Source organism: Pseudomonas sp. B6002 (assembly GCF_013385985.1).
Lineage (GTDB): Bacteria > Pseudomonadota > Gammaproteobacteria > Pseudomonadales > Pseudomonadaceae > Aquipseudomonas.
In genome coordinates this window covers 189678-207499 of record NZ_JACAOY010000002.1, presented here as the reverse complement: position 1 = coordinate 207499, position 17822 = coordinate 189678, and the positions used below count along the sequence as shown (strand labels likewise).

Genomic DNA, 17822 nt, shown 5'->3' with positions numbered 1-17822 from the left:
TCAGACGTGCTCCGGGGCAAGGGCGAGCAGCGCGTCGCGGGTGCGGGTGAGAAACGCGGCTTTGTCTTCGCCCTCTTCCAATTGCAGCGGCTTGCCGAAGCTGGTGGTGCACAGCAGGGGCAGCGGCAACACGCGGCCCTTGGGCATGACGCGGTTGAGGTTGGCAATCCACACCGGGATCAATTCGGCCTGTGGGTAACTTTTTGCCAGGTGATAAAGCCCGCTCTTGAACGGCAGCAAACCGTCTTCCAGGTTGCGTGTGCCCTCGGGAAAGATGATCAGCGAATCGCCAGCCTCCAGGGCGCTGAGCATGGGCTGCAGCGGGTTATCCACAGGGTCCTTGCGTTCACGATCGATCAGCACGCCGTTGAACACGCGGTTGATGATGTAGCGGCGCAGGGCGCTTTTGTTCCAGTAATCGCTGCCGGCCACCGGGCGCGTGAATTTGCGCAGGTTCTGCGGCAGCGAGGCCCACAACAGCACAAAGTCGCCATGGCTGCTGTGGTTGGCGAAGTAGATGCGTTGCACCGGCACCGGCGCGCAACCAAGCCACAGGCTGCGGGCGCCCGTGACAGTGCGGGCCATGGAAGTAATCAGCGTGGCAACCACGGGTTCGAACATGGGGATTCCTTATCCGGCGAAAGGCAGCCAAGGGCTGGCGAGAACCACGCCCAGGGTCAGCAGCGCTTGTGCACCGAGCAACCAGGCTTGTTTGCGCAACAGTTTGAGGGCGCCGCGACGGCGTTCGCTCCAGGGCCGGCCAACGCGCTTGGCCGATTGCAGGCCTAGGTCCACCAGCGCCTGGTCGAGGTCCGGGGTGCGTGCGGTGTCGCGGGCCAGCAGGGCGAACAGGTCGGCGTCGAACGCCACGCGCAGCGCCCAGTACTTTTGCAGCAGCCCCAGGATGATCATCCACAGGGCGAGCAGCAGGCAGAGGGTCGAGATACTTGCCAGTAACAGTTGAGCAAGACCAAACAGAAAGCCGAGCAGTGTCAGGCCTGTGGATAACTGATCCAGGGAACGGCCACGGCGCAACAGGCTGGCGACCACCTGGAGTTCCATATCAGCGGGCATGGGGCAAACCCTCCAAAGCTTCGCGGTGAGCGGGGTGCAGGACCACCTGGGTCCGCGCTGTACGAATAATAGCCAGTGCCTCGTCCACCGTGCTGGCGCGACCTGTGTGCATCAGCCAGGCGGCCACGGCAGTGGCGCTGCGCGAATAGCCGAGGGCACAGCACACCAGCAGCGGGCCGTGTGAGCGCAGGCGTTCGATGGCTTGCGCAGCCTGCAGGCATTCGGCGGGCGTGGGCGCGATCAGGTCCAGCACAGGAATGGATTGATAGGCGCGGCCCTGTGGATTAATCGGTAATTCGGCGCACAGATCGACGATTGCCTTGAAGGGCGCCTGCTCGTTCGTTGTAGGAATGCGCCCGAGCCAAACGTTATCCACAATCAGGTCCGGCTGTGGATGCTTGCGTGTCCACAGGCGTGAATTGATCCACGCGGCCGCCAAGTACGGTGCGTACAACCAACGCGCGGCGGGCGTGAGTCGGCCATCGGCGCGCTTCTGGAAGCCTGAAGCACCGAGCACGAAGTAATTGGCCTTGATCAACGCCAGGGAAACCACCGGCCACAGTATCCACAGCCAGGCGCCGCGCAGCACCCAGGCCAGAATCACCAGGAGCACCGCCCCCAGGCCGTAGCGCACGCCGATTTTCCAGCGTTGTACGTCCCGCGTCAGCTGAACATTCAACAATGGGCTGCGATGCTCCACCGGCCATAACCACACGCACAGCCAGCCGGCGAGGGCGCCTGTGGGTAAGTCGATAAAGTGATGTTGATAAGTGGTCAGTACCGAAATCCCGATTAAGGCGAACCAGCCATGCACTAACCAACGCCAGAGCCCTTGGGCATGGCGCTGGTACATCACCCACAGGATCACCAGCAGCGCGATATGCAGCGACGGCGCCTGGTTGAACGGCTTATCGAACCCTGCCAGTACTGCAAACAACCAGCCGAACACACCGTCCAGCTCGGGCCGCTCGAAGGTGAAACGCAGCGGCCAGATCAGGAAGCAGCTCACCGCGATCACCTGTGCACTCAGCAAGCGCAGTGCGTGCTGCTTGAGTTCATGGCGGGTATTGGGCAGCAGCAGGGAAAAGCCGTAGAGCAGGTCGATGGACCAGTAGGGCACGATGGTCCATGCCCAGAAGGGCATGTGGGTTTCCCAGTCGAACACCAGGGTGCCGACGTCGCTGCGCTGGCTGGTGACCCACGTGGCAAAGCCGTAGGTGCTGAAAAACAGCGGTGCCAACACCAGCAGCCACAGGACGGCGGGCTTCAACAGGCCGGGTTCGCGCATGCTTAGATCTTCTGCGCCAGGGACACGGTGAAAATGCCCCACTCATCCACGCGTTGGGTGATCTTGCGGAAGCCGGCAGCTTCTACCAGTTGGTCCATTTCCGACTGGCTGCGACGGCGCATCACCCAGGCCTGGCCCTGGCGGTGGCTGGTCAAGGCGCGAGCGATCAGTTCCAGTTGCGGGTGCCAGGGCTGGCCGGTGTAGACCAGATAGCCACCCGCTTCTACGGCCTCAGCCAGGCCAGCCAGGGAGCCGCCGACCATGCCGTTATCGGCGAACAATTCATACAGCCCGGAGACCACCGCCAGCGTCGGCTTGGGGTCCAGCGCCGCGAGGTCGGCGCGATCAAAGGCGTCACCTTTGACGAATTGCGCGATATCGCCCAGGCCTTTTTCGCGGATCAGCGCGCCACCGTCACGCACGTTGATGTCGCTGTAGTCGCGCAGCAGGATCGATTCCGGCAGCGGCGAAACGCCCTGCAAGGCTTCGAGGATGTAACGCCCATGGCCGGCAGCGATATCGACGATGCGCACTTCACGGCGTTCATCACGCAACTTGGCCATGGCCAGGCGCAGCAGCTCCTCGACGTTCAACTTGCGCTGACGAATGCCACGCCAGCCGATGGAGTTGAGGTAGTTGGTGTCGATCATCCGCCCCAGCCCGCCCTTGCCGGTGGGGGTGTTGCGGTACACGTAGTCCAGGGTGCTGCCAGAGTCGAAGCCGGTGTCGAAGCCCAGCTTCACGCCGTCCGACAGGCTTTTGCCCAGGCCCATGCTGGCGCGGGTGAGGCGCCAGTACAGGTCGCGCAGGGAATTGCGCGGCAGCGGTGCGGCGAGGGCTTCGGATTCGGCGCAGGTGGCGCCCAGCTTGTCGGCATCCAGCAAGGACGCGCGGTCCAGCGGGTAGCTGAAGTTCTGCAGGATAAAGCGCCTGGCGCTGCTCACGGCGGTGGCCCGGTCGCGTTCGCCGAGGGTGTCGTGGAAGAAACCCGGGAGAATGTGCAGCTCTTTTTTCAGGCTGCCGAGGCGGTCGAAAAACTGCTGCTGGGGTTTGCGGTGCACCACGAAGTCGGCGCCAGACACCAGCACTTGGGTCGGCACCTGGATCGCCTGGGCATCGGCGACAACACGGTCGGCCGCTTCGTACAGGCCCAGCAGCACGTTCACCGAGATGGCCTTGGTGATCAGCGGGTCGCTGTCGTAGGAGGCTACACGCTCCGGGTCATGGCTGAGGAACTTGGCCTTGACGTAGCTGTTGACGAAAAAATTGCCGCGAAACTTGCGCATCAGCGCCAGGCCCGGGCGGGCGAAGGGCACGTACAGCTTGACCTTGAAGGCCGGGGAGGCGAGCACCAGCGCGCGGATCTTCGGCGCGTAATCGTGCACCCAGGTGGCGGCGATCACGGCGCCGACGCTTTGGGCGATGACCGCGAGGTTTTCTGCCTCAATGCCGTAGGTGGCGCCGATGTGGTCGCAGAAGGTCTGCACGTCGCGGGCGCTGGTGGCGAAGCTTGGGCTGTCGCCGCGCTCCCCGGGCGACTGGCCGTGACCACGGGCGTCCCAGGCAAAGAAGTCGAATTGCGGCAGGTTCAGTTCATCCACCAGGTGCGCAATGCGTCCCGAATGCTCGTGGCCGCGATGGAACAGCAGGATCGCCTGGCGCGGCCCGGTGGTGTCCGTGGCCGGCCAGTGGCGGTAGAAAACCTCGACGCCATCATGGGTACTGAAGGTGTGCTCTTGCTGTTCGCGCATCGCAAAAATCCTTATGCAATCGGAGAGGGGTGTTCTTCTTTGAGGCCTTGGCGCACACGGTTGACCAAGGTGTAGGCGAGCAGGGCGGCGACCAGCCACATCACCGTGTTGACCCAGCCGGCACCCAGCCAGCCCAGGGCGACGCCGGTGGCCAGCACGCCGAGTACGAACGCCCGGTCGCTCTTGCCCATGGGCCCGTCGTAACGGCGTGACGCACCGACCATCGGCCCGAGCACGCCGGCGTATTCGCTGAAAACCGCCAGCAGCGCCACCAGCAGCACGGGAATGAGGCTGACACCGGGGATCAGCGCAAACGGCAGGATCAACGCGCTGTCGGCGATCACGTCGCACAATTCATTGAGGTAGGCGCCCAGTCGCGACTGCTGGCCGAATTCCCGGGCGAGCATGCCGTCGATGGCATTGAGGGCCATGCGCAGGATCATCCACAGCGGGATCAGCGCGAACAGCCAGAGATGTTGGGCAAATGCAGCGATCAGTGCGCCGACCAGCAAGGATACGACGCCGGCCAGCACGGTGATCTGGTTGGCCGTGGTGCCATTGTCGTAGAGACGCTGCACAAGCGGGCGCAGCAGGTTTTGAAAACGCGGTTTGAGTTGATAGATCGAAATCATGGGGGGTGACGCTTCCTTGTCCGTGGACCCGCGAAAAACTGTTTCGGAGTGTGCCGATTAATCACGGCCTGCACCAGTGATGGCTCGTGTTTATGGGGGTTTAGTCACAGTGATAGCGCTATGTAGGAGCTGGCTTGTCGGATCGCCGCACCGCAGCGATGCAGGCACCTCGGTTTATCAGCTGCACCGAGTCGATGCCATCGCAGCGGTGCGGCGATCCGACAAGCCAGCTCCCACAAAAGCCTGATCCCACAGGGGATTTACGTTGTATTCGGACAAAAATTTCACGCTCCGTGTTATATCGTAACTAATTGTGTGTTAACGGGCGTTGAGTGGATGCAAGTGGATCTGGAAGCTGACGGCGCTTCGGTGGAAGGCCTTCCGCGTTTTCAACAGGGGGTGTTTCACGCCCGTCGATTGCGCCAAGCCGGCATCAGCCTGACAACCCTGGCCGTGGCCGGTTGGATACTGGCGCTGTTTGTTGCCCTGTTTGCCCCGCTGTCGATCTGGCCGGTGGTGTTGATCACGTGTTCGTCGGCGCTGCTGGTGCTGGTGGCCGGCTTGCAATCGGCGTGGTGGGTGGCTGATTGGCGTGCCCAGGTGCTGGAAGAACCTGCCGAGCCACTGATCGAGCCGCCCGCCGATGAGGTTGGCGGGTACTCGCGCCTTGTCGGGCGTTTGCGCAGTGGCCTGCTGGCCCAGATTGGCGCGCCAGTGCTGTGGCTGGCGGGTTGGTCGTTGCTGGCGCTGGTCAGCCTTATTGAGTTCTGGAACCTGGCCTTGCCCGCTGCGCCCGTCGGCCAATCGGCAAGCATCGGTGCCGCGCTGGCGTTGGCCTTGGCATTCGGCTTGCTGGTGTTTGAGCGCCGCCTGGCCCAGGAATCCGTTGCCCAATGGCCGGAAGCTTCGCCACTGGCGCAATTGAGCCGGGTGGCGATTACCTGCCTGGTGGTCAGTGCGCTTTGTTTGCTGTTTGCCGGTGCGGAGTCTGTGTGGCAGCTGCGCCTGGCCGTGCTGGTCGGCCTGCTGCCGGGGCTGGTGGCCGTGGAGTTTTTGCTGCGGGCCGTGCTGTCGCTGTTCAGCCCACGCCAGCCACGCCTCGAACCGCGCCTGATGGCGCAGAGTTTTATCGCCGGGCTGCTGCGCTGGCCGCCGCAACCCCTGCTGGCCTTGCAGCACGAACTGCACAACCGCTTCGGTATCGATCTGCGCCAGATCTGGGCATTTACCTACATGCGCCGGGCGTTTCTGCCGGTGCTGCTGGTCGTGCTGGCGGTGGGCTGGTCTTTGACCGGCGTGCATGAAGTGCCCCTGCAAGGCCGTGGGATTTATGAGCGCTTTGGCAAACCCGTGGAAGTGTTCGGCCCCGGTCTGCACGCCGGGTTGCCGTGGCCGCTGGGCCGGGTGCTGAAGGTGGAAAACGGCGTGGTGCATGAGTTGGCGACCAGCGTCAGCGAAGCCTCCACCCCTGAGTTGGCACCCGCCGAAGGCCCGGCCCCGCTGATCGCCAACCGGTTGTGGGACGCCAGCCATGTGAATGACAAATCCCAGGTCATCGCCAGCAGCAGCGGCGACAAGCAGGGCTTCCAGATCGTCAACATGGACGTGCGGTTCGTCTACCGCATCGGCCTGACTGACCGTGCTGCACTCGCCGCCACCTACAACAGCGCGGATGTGCCGACCCTGATCCGCAGCACCGCCAGCCGCATCCTCGTCCACGACTTTGCCTCGCGCACCCTCGACGAATTGCTCGGTGAACAACGCACACGCCTAGCTGATGAAATCGGCCGCGCCGTGCAGGCCGACCTGCAAAAGCTCGACAGTGGTGTCGAAATTCTCGCCACGGTGGTGGAAGCGATTCACCCACCGGCGGGTGCCGCCAACGCCTATCACGGGGTGCAAGCGGCGCAGATCGGCGCCCAGGCGCTGATTTCCCGTGAACGTGGCGCGGCCAGCGAGCAGACCAACCAGGCCCTGCTGCAGGCCAGCACCGTACGCGATGAGGCCCAGGCCACGGCGCGTGAAGTGAACGCTGGCGCCCAAGCGGCGGACCTGCGCTTTGCCGCCGAACAAAAGGCCTACGCCACCGCCGGCCAGGCGTTCGTGCTGGAGCAATATCTCGGCCAGCTCAGCCAAGGCCTGGCCCACGCCAAGCTGCTTATTCTGGATCATCGCCTGGGTGCCGACGGCGCGCCGACGATCGATCTACGTTCTTTTACTTTGCCGGCCGACCCTTCGGTGCCGCGTAAAGCCGTTCAATAAGGAGTCTGTCTGTTGAGCGCTCATTCTCACGATCACGGTCATCATCACCATCATGGCCATCACCACCATCATCACGGGGATGAACAGGCAGCCGGCCCGTTCCCTTGGCGACGCATGGCGTGGGCCGTGCTGTTGGTGCTGTTTGCCGTAGCGGCCGCCAGCCTGGTGCAAGTGCGTTCCGGCGAGGCCACGGTGATTACCCGCTTCGGCAACCCGTCCCGTGTGTTGTTGGAACCGGGCCTGGGTTGGCGTTGGCCGGCGCCGTTCGAGGCGGCGATTCCGGTGGACCTGCGCCTGCGCACCACCTCCAGCGGTTTGCAGGACGTGGGCACCCGCGATGGCCTGCGCATCATCGTGCAGGCTTACGTGGCGTGGCAGGTGCAGGGCGACGCCGACAATGTGCAGCGCTTTATGCGCGCGGTGCAGAACCAGCCGGATGAAGCGGCGCGGCAGATTCGCACTTTCGTCGGCTCGGCGCTGGAAACCACCGCCGCCAGCTTTGACCTGTCCAGCCTGATCAACACCGACGCCAGCCAAGTGCGCATCGCTGATTTCGAAGCGCAATTGCGTCAGCAGATTGATCAACAATTGCTCACCACCTATGGCGTGCGTGTGGCGCAAGTGGGCATCGAGCGCCTGACCTTGCCGTCGGTGACGCTCACCGCCACCGTCGACCGCATGCGCGCCGAGCGTGAAACCATCGCCACCGAGCGTACTGCCGTGGGCAAGCGTGAAGCGGCGCAGATCCGTTCGGCTGCCGAGCGTGATGCGCGCATTGTGCAAGCCGATGCCACGGTGAAAGCCGCCGATATCGAGGCGCAATCGCGGGTCGAGGCGGCGCAGATTTATGGGCGTGCCTACGCCGGGAACCCGCAGCTGTATAACCTGCTGCGCTCCCTGGATACGTTGGGCACGGTGGTGACGCCGGGCACCAAGATCATCCTGCGTACCGATGCTGCGCCGTTCCGTGCCTTGGTGGACGGGCCGAAGGACGTCCAGCCATGACCGAGCGTGACAGCCCGGACAGCCCTTGGATCCAGGCCGGGCGCCTGACCTTCCTGGCGCTGTACGCGGTGACCGTGCTGGCGGCGTTGGCCTGGGCATTTTCCAATGTGCGCCAGATCGACCCGCAGAACCGCGCCGTGGTGCTGCACTTCGGCGCCCTGGACCGGATTCAGAATGCCGGCCTGTTACTGGCCTGGCCGCAACCGTTCGAACAGGTTGTGTTGCTGCCGGCCGCCGACCGTGTGATCGAGCGCCGGGTAGAAAACCTGCTGCGTTCCGACACTGCGATCCAGGCCGACCGGGTTGCCAGTTTTGCCACGCCGTTGAGCGACGCCTTGGCCGGCTCCGGTTACCTGCTGACCGGTGACGCCGGCGTGGTGCAGCTGGATGTGCGGGTGTTCTACAAAGTCACCGAGCCCTACGCGTTTGTGCTGCAGGGCGAGCATGTGTTGCCAGCGCTGGATCGCCTGGTGACACGCAGCGCCGTGGCCCTGACGGCGGCCCGTGACCTGGACACTATTCTGGTGGCGCGTCCCGAGCTGATCGGCACCGACAATGGCGCCGCCGAGCGCCGTGAGCGGCTGCGCGGTGACTTGGTACAAGGCATCAATCAGCGCTTGGCTGAATTGGCCTCGACGGGCCTTGGACTCGGCATCGAGGTGACCCGCGTCGACGTGCAATCGAGCCTGCCGGGCCCGGCGGTGAATGCCTTCAACGCGGTGCTGACCGCCAGCCAGCAGGCCGACAAAGCCGTGGCCAATGCGCGCACCGACGCCGAAAAACTCACCCAGACCGCCAACCAGCAAGCCGACCGTCTGGTGCAGGTGGCCCATGCCCAGGCCAGCGAGCGCCTGGCCAATGCTCAGGCGCAAACTGCCACGGTCGCCAGCCTCGCCCAGGTCAAAGACCCAGGCTTGCTGTTGCGCCTGTACCGCGAGCGCTTGCCGAAGATTCTCGGCCAGGCCGGCTCGGTGACCACGGTCGATCCTAAAGACGACTCCCGCTTGATCATTCAGGGAGCCGAACAATGAGCGCACCCATGCTGACTTCCGCCGAGCAGCGCAGTGCTGCCCGGCAATTGACCCTGGCCATGCTGGCCCTGGGTTTGCTGGTGCTGGGGCTGGTGTGGCGCTGGCTGGCACCGGACCAGACTGGCGTCAGCCAACTGTTGCTGGGCGTGGCCTCGTTGCTGGTGGCCGTGCCGGTGATGCGTTCGGCCTGGTACAGCCTGCGTTACCCGAGCCTGCATGGCATCACCGACCAGTTGATTGCCCTGGCGATGATGGGCGCGTGGGCCACGGGTGATCTGCTGACTGCTGCGTTGCTGCCGATCATCATGATCTTCGGCCATGTGCTGGAAGAGCGCAGCGTGATCGGTTCCCAGGAAGCGATCCACGCGTTGGGCAAGCTGACCCGCAGCCATGCGCGGTTGGTGCAGGCCGACAGCAGCATTGTTGAAGTGGATAACGGCACGCTGAACACCGGCGATATCGTCGAAGTGCGTGCCGGCGACCGCGTGCCCGCCGACGGTGTGGTGCTGTCCGGCCAGGCGAGCCTGGACACGGCGCCGATTACCGGCGAGTCGGTGCCGCTGGAGGCCAGCGTTGGCGTGCAGGTGTTTGGCGGGGCGATCAACCTGGATGGCCTGCTGCGCCTGCAGGTGACCCGCACCGGCAATGAGTCGACCCTGGGCAAAGTCATCGCACTGATGCAGAACGCCGAGCGTTCCAAGCCGCCGATCACGCGGCTGCTGGAGCGTTATGCCGGCAGCTATATGGTGCTGGTGTTGTTGCTGGCGGCGGTGACCTGGTTTGTGACCAACGACGCGCAGGCAATGCTGGCGGTGTTGGTCGCTGCGTGCCCGTGCGCGTTGGTGCTGTCGGCGCCGGCCACGGCAATTGCCGGGATTGCGGTAGCGGCGCGCCATGGGATTTTGATTCGCAGCTCGGCGTTCCTCGAAGAGCTGGCCGACCTGACCTCCCTGGTGGTCGACAAGACCGGCACCCTGACTTACGGCACCCTGCGCCTGCAATCGATCGAGACGCGCGCACCGGATCGCCAGGTGCTGCTGAATCTAGCGGCCAGCCTGGGGTCGGCCAGCAGTCACCCGGTCAGCCGGGCGTTGGCAGGGCTGGCGACCCAGGAACAGCTGCTGGTGCTCACGGATATTCGCGAACGCCAGGGCCTTGGTGTGGTGGCGCAGACCGAGCAGGGCGAAGCGGCGTTGGGGCGCCCGGAGTTGTTCGAGCAGTTGGGCATCGTCACCACTGCGGTGCCGAATCACGATGGCCCGATTGCCGGGCTGGCGCTGGACGGGCAGTTCCTCGCCTGGTTGCTGCTGGCCGACAGCGTCAAGCCGGAAGCCCGCCAAGCCCTGCAAGAGTTGCGGGAGTTGGGCCTGGGCCGGCAATTGCTGCTGACGGGCGACCGCCAGAGCGTGGCCGACAACTTGGCGCTGGACGTGGGCATCAGTGATGTCGAGGCCCAGGCGTTGCCGGAAGACAAGCTCAACCGGGTGCTGGGTGAAATCGGCAACGGCTTCCGCCCGATGGTGGTGGGCGATGGGATCAACGATTCCCTGGCGCTCAAGGCCGGGGTGGTGGGCGTGGCGATGGGGGCGGGCGGGGCGGATATCGCCCTGGCGTCGGCAGACGTGGTGCTGATTGGCAGTGACTTGCGTCGCCTGGGCACTTGCGTGCGCTTGAGCCGCCAGTGCCGGCAGACGCTGCAGGTCAACGTGATCATCGGCCTGGGCTGGACGCTGGCCATCGTGGTATTTGCGGCATTTGGCTGGTTGGGCGCGGCGGGCGCCATGATCGCAGCGGTGTTGCATAACCTCAGCACGTTGCTGGTGCTGGGTAACGCCGGGCGTTTGCTACGCTTTCAGGAGCCGCTTTTGAAGCTCGACGAATAATTTTCAGAAATATTTGCACACGGCTGTAACGCCGATGAGGGACCTCACTCTAGTGGTATGTCGAGACTGAACAATCCGTTTGGACCGACACCCCTACCGATCATGAGGATACAAAAATGAACTTCAAATCCGCTGCTGCTGGTGCCGCCCTCGCAATGGCCGCCGCTACCATGTTTGCTGGTGTTGTCACTCAGGCTCAAGCCGCTGACATGTCTGTGCACTGCTACGGCATCAACGCCTGCAAAGGCCAGAACGATTGCAAAACCAAGGACCACGCTTGCAAAGGCCAGGGTTCTTGCAAAGGCCAGGGCTTCAAAGTACAAGCCAGCGCTGATGCTTGCACCAAGGCTGGCGGTACCGTCGGCGAATAACCGGCAACCGAGTGCTCCCGCAGCGGATGCCCCCCACCGCTGCGGACACTTTGCCCAGGAGTGAATGATGTCCGCTTCTCTTCCGAGCCTGGGTTATGGCCTGGGTCTACGCAGTGAGTACTACCAGCAGATCCTTGAACAGTCGCCGGCCGTGGATTGGTTCGAAGTGATCTCCGAGAATTATCTGGTGCAGGGCGGCAAAGCCTTGTACTACCTGGACGCGATAGCCGAGCGCTATCCCCTGGTGATGCATGGCGTGTCCCTGTCTATCGGCGGACCCCATGCCCTCGATACCGATTACCTGAAACAGCTCAAACAACTCGCCCAGCGCATCCAACCGGCGTGGGTGTCCGATCACCTGTGCTGGAGCCGCGGCAGCGCCCATCAATTGCACGACCTGCTGCCCCTGCCTTACACCGAAGAAAGCCTGTACCACGTGGCCGGCCGTGTACGCCAAGTGCAAGACGTGTTGCAGCGCCCGTTGGTGCTGGAAAATGTCTCCAGTTACGTGCGCTCCAAGGCCGATGAATTCACCGAGTGGGAATTTCTCAACGCGCTGGCTCACCTGACGGGCTGCCAGTTGTTGCTGGACGTCAACAATGTGTACGTCAGCTCGCGCAACCATGGGTTCGATGCCTGGACGTTCATCCGCAACTTGCCGCCTGACAGCATCCGCCAACTGCACCTGGCCGGGCATATGGACTACGGCGACTATGTGGTCGATACCCATGACCACCCGGTGTGCGATCCGGTGTGGGCGTTGTACCAGCAGACGTTGGAGCACCTGGGACCGGTGTCGACCTTGTTGGAGCGCGACGACCATTTTCCGCCGTTCGAAGAGCTGCTCACCGAGCTGGGCAAGGCCCGTGAACTGGGGGCTTCGGCATTGGCCAGGAGGTCGTTATGCGCCTGACCGATTGGCAGCTGGCGTTCGAACAGCACCTGTTATCCGAGAATTCCGTCGCCAATAGTGGGTTCGCCGCCACGTTGTTGGGCGGGCCGACGCTGGATGTGGACACGGGCCTGGCGATTTATCACAACGCCTACGTGTCGCGGTTGCAGGAGGTGTTGCGACATGACTTCGGCGCCATCTGGTATTGGCTGGGGGATGACGAATTTGAGGTGCTGACCCGTGCCTACGTACGCCGCTACCCGTCTGCCCATTACAGTCTGCGCTGGTTGGGTGAGCGTTTTCCGGCGTTTATCATGGAGCACCTGGTGGCTGAACAGAGCGCACCGCTGGCCGAGCTGGCGCGATTGGAATGGGCATTCACCCTGGCGTTCGATGCGCCGCAGGGCGAGCCTCTGACCCTCAATGACATGGCGCAACTGGCGCCTGAAGAGTGGCCAGGCCTGCAGGTGAGTTTGGCGCCGTCGGTGCAGCAGAGGCTGTGCCACTTCAACAGTGTGGCGATCTGGCGTGCCAGCAAGGATGAGTCGGACTTCCCCGACAGCCAGGCCCTGGCACTGCCGCAGGTTTGCCTGGTGTGGCGTCACCAGAATGTGTGCCATTACCGCAGCCTGGAACCCGCCGAGGCGTGTGCGCTAGCCGGGATGGTGACCACTGGCTGGAATTTTTCAGAACTGTGCGAGCAGTTGCTAGTCACTTATGCAGAGGGTGCGCCACTGCAAGCGGTGACGTGGCTGAAACAGTGGATCCAGGACGGTTTGCTCGAGCGCCGAGCCCCATAGAGGAACGCTATCAAATCGATAGCCTCCTACTTTGTCTTCGGATGGTCTACCCTCACTCCAGACGTCTGAAACAAGGGGGGACTACTCATGCTCGCGCAACTTCCACCGGCCTTACAGAATCTTCAGCTACCGCTGCGTCTTCGACTCTGGGACGGCCATGAATTCAACTTGGGCCCCGAGCCCAGTGTGACCATCGTGGTGAAGGACCCCACGGTCGTGACCAAGCTGACCCATCCCACGCTCGATTCATTGGGCGAAGCCTTCGTCGAGGGCAAACTGGAGCTGGAAGGCTCCATCGCCGAGGTCATCCGGGTATGTGACGAACTGAGTCACGCCCTGATCGAAGACGACGAGGGGAGTCGTCCGGTGCGCTCGATCCACGACAAAGCCACTGACGCAGCGGCTATTTCCTACCATTACGACCTGTCCAACGAGTTCTACCAGCTGTGGCTGGATCAGGACATGGCGTACTCCTGCGGTTACTTTGAAACCGGCAGCGAATCCATCGACCAGGCCCAACAAGACAAATTTCGCCACCTGTGCCGCAAGTTGCGCTTGCAGCCGGGCGAGTATCTGCTCGACGTCGGCTGTGGTTGGGGTGGGCTGGCGCGGTTTGCGGCGCGGGAGTTCGGGGTCAAGGTGTTTGGTATCACCTTGAGCAAAGAGCAGTTGGCGTTAGCCCGTGAGCGGGTGAAAGACGAAGGCCTGGAAGACCAGGTCGACCTGCAACTGCTCGACTATCGCGACCTGCCGCAAGACGGACGTTTCGACAAAGTGGTCAGCGTGGGCATGTTCGAACACGTGGGCCACGCCAACCTGGCGGAGTACTGCAAGACACTGTTCGGCGCGGTGCGTGAAGGTGGCCTGGTGATGAACCATGGGATTACCGCCAAGCACACCGATGGCCGCCCGGTGGGGCGTGGCGCTGGCGAGTTTATTGAGCGTTATGTGTTCCCCAATGGCGAGCTGCCGCACCTGGCGATGATGACCGCTGAAATCAGTGAAGTCGGGCTGGAAGTGGTGGACGTTGAAAGCCTGCGCCTGCACTACGCGCGCACGCTGGACCATTGGAGTGAGCGTTTGGAAGACAATCTGGAAGCGGCAGCCAGGATGGTGCCGGAGCAGGCGCTGCGAATCTGGCGGCTGTACCTGGCCGGTTGCGCCTATGCGTTTGCCCGGGGCTGGATCAACCTGCACCAGATATTGGCGGTGAAGCCTCACGCCGATGGCAGCCATGAATTGCCGTGGACGCGGGAAGATATCTACCGCTGATTGACTGCAACACCGTAGATCCAAAAACTGTGGGAGCTGGCTTGCCTGCGATAGCGGTGTACCAGAACCAGATAGGTGACTGACACACCGCTATCGCAGGCAAGCCAGCTCCCACATTTGTTCCATGTGGGCTATTAGAGGATCGGTGAGATCAAGCGGGCCACCCGCATGCCGAGCTGTTGCAGGCGGCGGGTCTCGCGGCTTTCTTCCTGGCTGACTTCATGGGCCAGGGCGAAGTCATCCAGCAGCATCTGTTCCACCTGGCTGGCGAAGGCTTGGTCCACGGTCAGCAACATCACTTCGAAATTCAACCGGAATGAACGGTTGTCCATGTTCGCACTGCCGATGGCGCTGATTTCGCTGTCGACCAGTACCACTTTCTGATGCAGAAACCCTGGCGTGTAGCGGAACACCCGCACCCCAGCGCGCACGGCTTCGATCGCGTAGAGGCTGGAAGCTGCGTAGACGATGCGGTGGTCGGGGCGCGAGGGCAGCAACAGGCGCACATCGACGCCGCGCAAGACCGCCAGGCGCAGGGCGGAGAAGACCGCTTCATCGGGAATGAAATACGGACTGGTGATCCACACCCGTTCAGTTGCCGCATGAATGGCTTCGACAAAAAACAGCGAGCAGGTTTCATACGGATCGGCCGGGCCGCTGGCGAGCAGTTGGCAGAGCACGCCGTCTTCGGGGTAGGCGTCCGGCAGGATCAGCGGCGGCAGCTCCCGCGCGGCCCAGAACCAGTCTTCGGCAAACGACTCCTGCAAGCATGCGACCACCGGACCGGTCACCTGCACATGGGTATCGCGCCAGGGCGCTAGTGGCGGTTTTTTGCCCAGGTATTCATCGCCCACGTTATGCCCGCCGACGAACCCGGTTATACCGTCCACCACCACGATTTTGCGGTGGTTACGGAAATTGACCTGGAACCGATTGAGCCAGCCGCTGCGGGTAGCGAACGCCTTGACCTGTACGCCGGCATCACGCAGTGACTGCACGTAACGATGGGGCAGGGCATGGCTGCCGATGCGGTCGTAGAGCACATAAATGGCCACGCCTTCGGCCGCCTTTTTCTTGAGCAGGGCGTGGAGTTGGCGGCCGAGCTCATCGTCGTGAATGATGAAAAACTGGAACAGCACAGCGGTTTTGGCGTTGCCAATGGCTTCGAAGATCGCGCTGAACGTGGCATCGCCATTGATCAGCAAGCGCACTTCATTGTTGGCCAGGCGCGGCATGCGCCCCAGCTTGGGCATGGCGCGCAGGGACGCGTAGGCGCTGGAATTGCGCGCAGCGAGGGCTTCCTCGACCCAGGGGCGCCAGTTCAATTCGGTGATGGCGGTGTGCATTTCCTGGTTGGCCTGGCGACGGGCCTGGATGTAGGCGTCGAAGGTGCTGCGGCCGAAGATCAGGTAGGGGATCAGCGTCAGGTAGGGCATGAACATCAACGACAAGGCCCAGGCGATCGAGCCTTGGGCGGTCCTGACGGTCAGCACCGCGTGGATCGCGGCGAGTGTCCCGAGAAAGTGCAGCGTGGCGATGAAGTAGGCGAGCAGGTGCGGGCCAAAAAAATCCATGAACGACATGACTCCTGACAGTCCAGTGCCTAACAGACCATGAACGGCTGTGAATGTCGCTATTTTATTTGCCGTGCAACACTGGCGGCTTTGCGGCGTCTAACGCCCAACATTACCCAGGAGTTACCCGATGAATGCTCGTTTGCTCTGTTTAGCCATGGTTACTGGTTTGTCGCTGCCTGTGGCGGCGCAGGCGCAGATGCTGGCGCCGGGCTTGTGGGAATTGACCACCAGCAACATGAAAGTGGACAACCAGGACCTGCCGGATCTTTCTCTGATCCTCGGCCAGCTCAAGCAACAGATGACCCCTGAACAGCGCGCCATGCTGGAAAAGCAGGGCATCACTATGGCCGGTAAAGGCGTGCAGGTGTGCCTTACACCGGCTCAGGTCGCCTCGGACTCGATCCCCCTGACCGACCCGCAATCGGGCTGCAAACAGGAAGTGACCGACAAGACCGGCAACCAGTGGAAATTCCGTTTCAGTTGCCCGAAAGCCCAAGGCACTGGCGTCGCGACCTTCCAGAGCCAGAAAGAATTCACCACCACCGTCAACGGTACCTTCAATGCCACCGGCATCCAGCAGAAGGGCAGCCTCGACAGCCATGCCCAATGGCTGGGCAACGATTGCGGTACGGTCAAGCCCCGCGCTTAACGCAGAAAATGCAGGGGCAAGCCCTGGCAACTGTCGACCACCTGGCCGTTGTGCCACGCCAGGTGGCCTGACACCAGCGTGGTGCTGACGCTGTGCCGGAAGCTGCGCTCGGCAAAAGGCGTCCAGCCGCAGCGCGCCAGGATCGGCTGGCTGCTGACGGGCTTGCCTTGGGGCTCGGGCTGGATCAGCACCAGGTCGGCCCAATAGCCTTCACGCAAATAGCCCCGATCAGGAATGGCGAACAGATCGGCCACGCGATGGCTGGTCTTCGCCACCAGCGTGGTCAGTGGCAGATGCCCGTCAGCCACCAGTTCCAACAACGCCGGCAATGCGTGTTGCACCAGTGGCAGCCCGGACGGCGCTTCGCGATAACCCAACTGTTTCTGCGCCCAGGTGTGCGGTGCATGGTCACTGCCGATCACGTCCAGACGATCACTCAACAAGGCCAGGCGCAGGGCGTCGCGGTCGGCGCGGGTCTTGATCGCCGGGTTGCATTTGATCTGATGGCCGAGGCGGTGATAGTCGCGGTCATCGAACAACAAGTGGTGCAGGCACACCTCGGCGGTGATGCGTTTCTCGGCCAGCGGTTTGTCTTCGAACAGTTCCAGCTCACGGGCGGTGGTCAGGTGCAACACGTGCAGGCGCGTGCCGTGGCGCTGGGCCAATTCCACCGCAAAGGATGACGAGCGATAACAGGCTTGGGCATCGCGGATCAGCGGGTGGGCGACGGCGGGGATGTGATCGCCAAAGCGTTCGCGCAGGCGTTGCTCGTTGGCCAGGATGCTCGGCGTGTGCTCGCAGTGGGCCAGCAAGATGGTCGGCACTTCGGCAAACAGGCGCTCCAGTATTCGCGGGTCGTCCACCAGCATGTTGCCGGTGGACGCGCCCATGAACACTTTGACGCCGGCCACTTCCCGTGGGTCGAGGGCGGCGACGGTGTCCAGGTTGTCGTTGCTCACCCCGAAGTGGAAGCCGTAGTTGGCCACCGAATGCAGGGCGGCGCGACGCTTCTTGTCGGCCAGCGCTTCCAGGTTCAGGGTGGCCGGGTGGGTGTTGGGCATGTCCATGAAGCTGGTGATGCCACCGGCCACGGCCGCGCGCGATTCGCTATAAAAACTGCCTTTGTCCGGCGCGCCAGGCTCACGAAAGTGCACTTGGTCATCGATCATGCCCGGCAGCAGCCACTGGCCTTGGGCGTCGATTTCCACCGGTTCGTTGTAGCCTTCGAGGCTGCTGGCAATCTTCTCGATTCGGCCATTGGCAACCAGCACATCGGCGTCGAATTCCAGGCCTTCGTTTACCAGGCGGGCGTTGCGGATTAGCAGGCGGCTCATG

General features: G+C 63.0%; 16 protein-coding genes. 9 read left to right on the top strand and 7 right to left on the bottom strand.

What is annotated here, in order from left to right; genetic code table 11:
• Genes HX792_RS02100 through HX792_RS02080 form a run of 5 tightly spaced genes read right to left on the bottom strand, consistent with a single transcriptional unit; the run spans position 1 to position 4745 of the window.
• Entirely contained in the window at positions 1-621 is a 621-nt protein-coding gene (locus HX792_RS02100; RefSeq protein ID WP_176994555.1) for a 1-acyl-sn-glycerol-3-phosphate acyltransferase, read from the bottom strand.
• Between the two features lie 9 nt (positions 622-630).
• Complete coding sequence (locus HX792_RS02095) at positions 631-1074, bottom strand: hypothetical protein (protein ID WP_176994554.1); 444 nt, start codon at positions 1072-1074, stop codon at positions 631-633.
• On the bottom strand, positions 1064-2362 hold the full coding sequence (locus HX792_RS02090; protein WP_176994553.1) for a phosphatase PAP2/dual specificity phosphatase family protein: 1299 nt from the start codon (positions 2360-2362) through the stop codon (positions 1064-1066). Before HX792_RS02090 ends, HX792_RS02095 begins: the two co-directional genes overlap by 11 nt.
• Before the next feature lie 2 nt (positions 2363-2364).
• Positions 2365-4113 carry a bifunctional alpha/beta hydrolase/class I SAM-dependent methyltransferase gene (locus HX792_RS02085; RefSeq protein ID WP_176994552.1) on the bottom strand — a complete coding sequence of 583 codons (1749 nt, stop codon included), beginning with the start codon at positions 4111-4113 and terminating at the stop codon, positions 2365-2367.
• Positions 4114-4124: 11 nt separating this feature from the next.
• Positions 4125-4745, bottom strand: coding sequence for a CDP-alcohol phosphatidyltransferase family protein (locus tag HX792_RS02080; RefSeq protein WP_176994551.1), 621 nt, complete (start codon positions 4743-4745; stop codon positions 4125-4127).
• A 336-nt stretch (positions 4746-5081) separates the two neighbouring features.
• Here HX792_RS02080 and hflK (HX792_RS02075) point away from each other — a divergent pair, with 336 nt between their 5' ends.
• The 8 genes from hflK (HX792_RS02075) (at position 5082) to cfaB (ending at position 14261) form a co-directional block, all read left to right on the top strand.
• Positions 5082-7007, top strand: a complete 1926-nt coding sequence (gene hflK, locus HX792_RS02075; RefSeq protein ID WP_176994550.1) for a protease modulator HflK — start codon at positions 5082-5084, stop codon at positions 7005-7007.
• Positions 7008-7016: 9 nt separating this feature from the next.
• Positions 7017-8012 carry a protease modulator HflC gene (gene hflC, locus HX792_RS02070; RefSeq protein WP_176994673.1) on the top strand — a complete coding sequence of 332 codons (996 nt, stop codon included), beginning with the start codon at positions 7017-7019 and terminating at the stop codon, positions 8010-8012.
• Entirely contained in the window at positions 8009-9043 is a 1035-nt protein-coding gene (gene hflK, locus HX792_RS02065) for a protease modulator HflK (RefSeq protein ID WP_176994549.1), read from the top strand. Before hflC ends, hflK (HX792_RS02065) begins: the two co-directional genes overlap by 4 nt.
• Positions 9040-10926: a cation-translocating P-type ATPase gene (locus HX792_RS02060; protein ID WP_176994548.1), complete on the top strand. Its 1887-nt coding sequence runs from the start codon at positions 9040-9042 to the stop codon at positions 10924-10926. The genes hflK (HX792_RS02065) and HX792_RS02060 overlap by 4 nt, the downstream gene beginning before the upstream one ends.
• 116 nt (positions 10927-11042) lie before the next feature.
• Complete coding sequence (locus tag HX792_RS02055; RefSeq protein ID WP_176994547.1) at positions 11043-11297, top strand: hypothetical protein; 255 nt, start codon at positions 11043-11045, stop codon at positions 11295-11297.
• Positions 11298-11364: 67 nt separating this feature from the next.
• Positions 11365-12210 carry a DUF692 domain-containing protein gene (locus HX792_RS02050; RefSeq protein WP_176994546.1) on the top strand — a complete coding sequence of 282 codons (846 nt, stop codon included), beginning with the start codon at positions 11365-11367 and terminating at the stop codon, positions 12208-12210.
• On the top strand, positions 12201-12989 hold the full coding sequence (locus HX792_RS02045) for a DNA-binding domain-containing protein (protein WP_176994545.1): 789 nt from the start codon (positions 12201-12203) through the stop codon (positions 12987-12989). The genes HX792_RS02050 and HX792_RS02045 overlap by 10 nt, the downstream gene beginning before the upstream one ends.
• 87 nt (positions 12990-13076) lie before the next feature.
• Positions 13077-14261 (top strand): C17 cyclopropane fatty acid synthase CfaB, encoded by a 1185-nt coding sequence (cfaB, locus tag HX792_RS02040; RefSeq protein WP_176994544.1) that lies wholly within the window; start codon positions 13077-13079, stop codon positions 14259-14261.
• 134 nt (positions 14262-14395) lie between these two features.
• Here cfaB and cls read toward each other — a convergent pair whose 3' ends face one another.
• On the bottom strand, positions 14396-15835 hold the full coding sequence (cls, locus tag HX792_RS02035; protein ID WP_176994543.1) for a cardiolipin synthase: 1440 nt from the start codon (positions 15833-15835) through the stop codon (positions 14396-14398).
• Positions 15836-15965: 130 nt separating this feature from the next.
• On the opposite strand from cls, the gene HX792_RS02030 reads away from it, so the two are divergent.
• Complete coding sequence (locus HX792_RS02030; RefSeq protein WP_176994542.1) at positions 15966-16487, top strand: DUF3617 domain-containing protein; 522 nt, start codon at positions 15966-15968, stop codon at positions 16485-16487.
• On the opposite strand, the gene HX792_RS02025 is transcribed toward HX792_RS02030, so the two are convergent.
• Complete coding sequence (locus HX792_RS02025) at positions 16484-17821, bottom strand: dihydroorotase (protein WP_176994541.1); 1338 nt, start codon at positions 17819-17821, stop codon at positions 16484-16486. The genes HX792_RS02030 and HX792_RS02025 overlap by 4 nt on opposite strands.
• Between the last annotated feature and the right edge of the window lies 1 nt (position 17822).

Coding starts and splice junctions, on each gene's coding strand:
- HX792_RS02085 (WP_176994552.1), bottom strand. CDS start 4,113: ATGCGCGAACAGCAAGAGCACACCTTCAGTACCCATGATGGCGTCGAG.
- HX792_RS02095 (WP_176994554.1), bottom strand. CDS start 1,074: ATGCCCGCTGATATGGAACTCCAGGTGGTCGCCAGCCTGTTGCGCCGT.
- cfaB (WP_176994544.1), top strand. CDS start 13,077: ATGCTCGCGCAACTTCCACCGGCCTTACAGAATCTTCAGCTACCGCTG.
- HX792_RS02080 (WP_176994551.1), bottom strand. CDS start 4,745: ATGATTTCGATCTATCAACTCAAACCGCGTTTTCAAAACCTGCTGCGC.
- HX792_RS02025 (WP_176994541.1), bottom strand. CDS start 17,821: ATGAGCCGCCTGCTAATCCGCAACGCCCGCCTGGTAAACGAAGGCCTG.
- HX792_RS02100 (WP_176994555.1), bottom strand. CDS start 621: ATGTTCGAACCCGTGGTTGCCACGCTGATTACTTCCATGGCCCGCACT.
- hflK (WP_176994549.1), top strand. CDS start 8,009: ATGACCGAGCGTGACAGCCCGGACAGCCCTTGGATCCAGGCCGGGCGC.
- HX792_RS02060 (WP_176994548.1), top strand. CDS start 9,040: ATGAGCGCACCCATGCTGACTTCCGCCGAGCAGCGCAGTGCTGCCCGG.
- cls (WP_176994543.1), bottom strand. CDS start 15,835: ATGGATTTTTTTGGCCCGCACCTGCTCGCCTACTTCATCGCCACGCTG.
- HX792_RS02050 (WP_176994546.1), top strand. CDS start 11,365: ATGTCCGCTTCTCTTCCGAGCCTGGGTTATGGCCTGGGTCTACGCAGT.
- HX792_RS02030 (WP_176994542.1), top strand. CDS start 15,966: ATGAATGCTCGTTTGCTCTGTTTAGCCATGGTTACTGGTTTGTCGCTG.
- hflK (WP_176994550.1), top strand. CDS start 5,082: ATGCAAGTGGATCTGGAAGCTGACGGCGCTTCGGTGGAAGGCCTTCCG.
- HX792_RS02055 (WP_176994547.1), top strand. CDS start 11,043: ATGAACTTCAAATCCGCTGCTGCTGGTGCCGCCCTCGCAATGGCCGCC.
- HX792_RS02090 (WP_176994553.1), bottom strand. CDS start 2,362: ATGCGCGAACCCGGCCTGTTGAAGCCCGCCGTCCTGTGGCTGCTGGTG.
- HX792_RS02045 (WP_176994545.1), top strand. CDS start 12,201: ATGCGCCTGACCGATTGGCAGCTGGCGTTCGAACAGCACCTGTTATCC.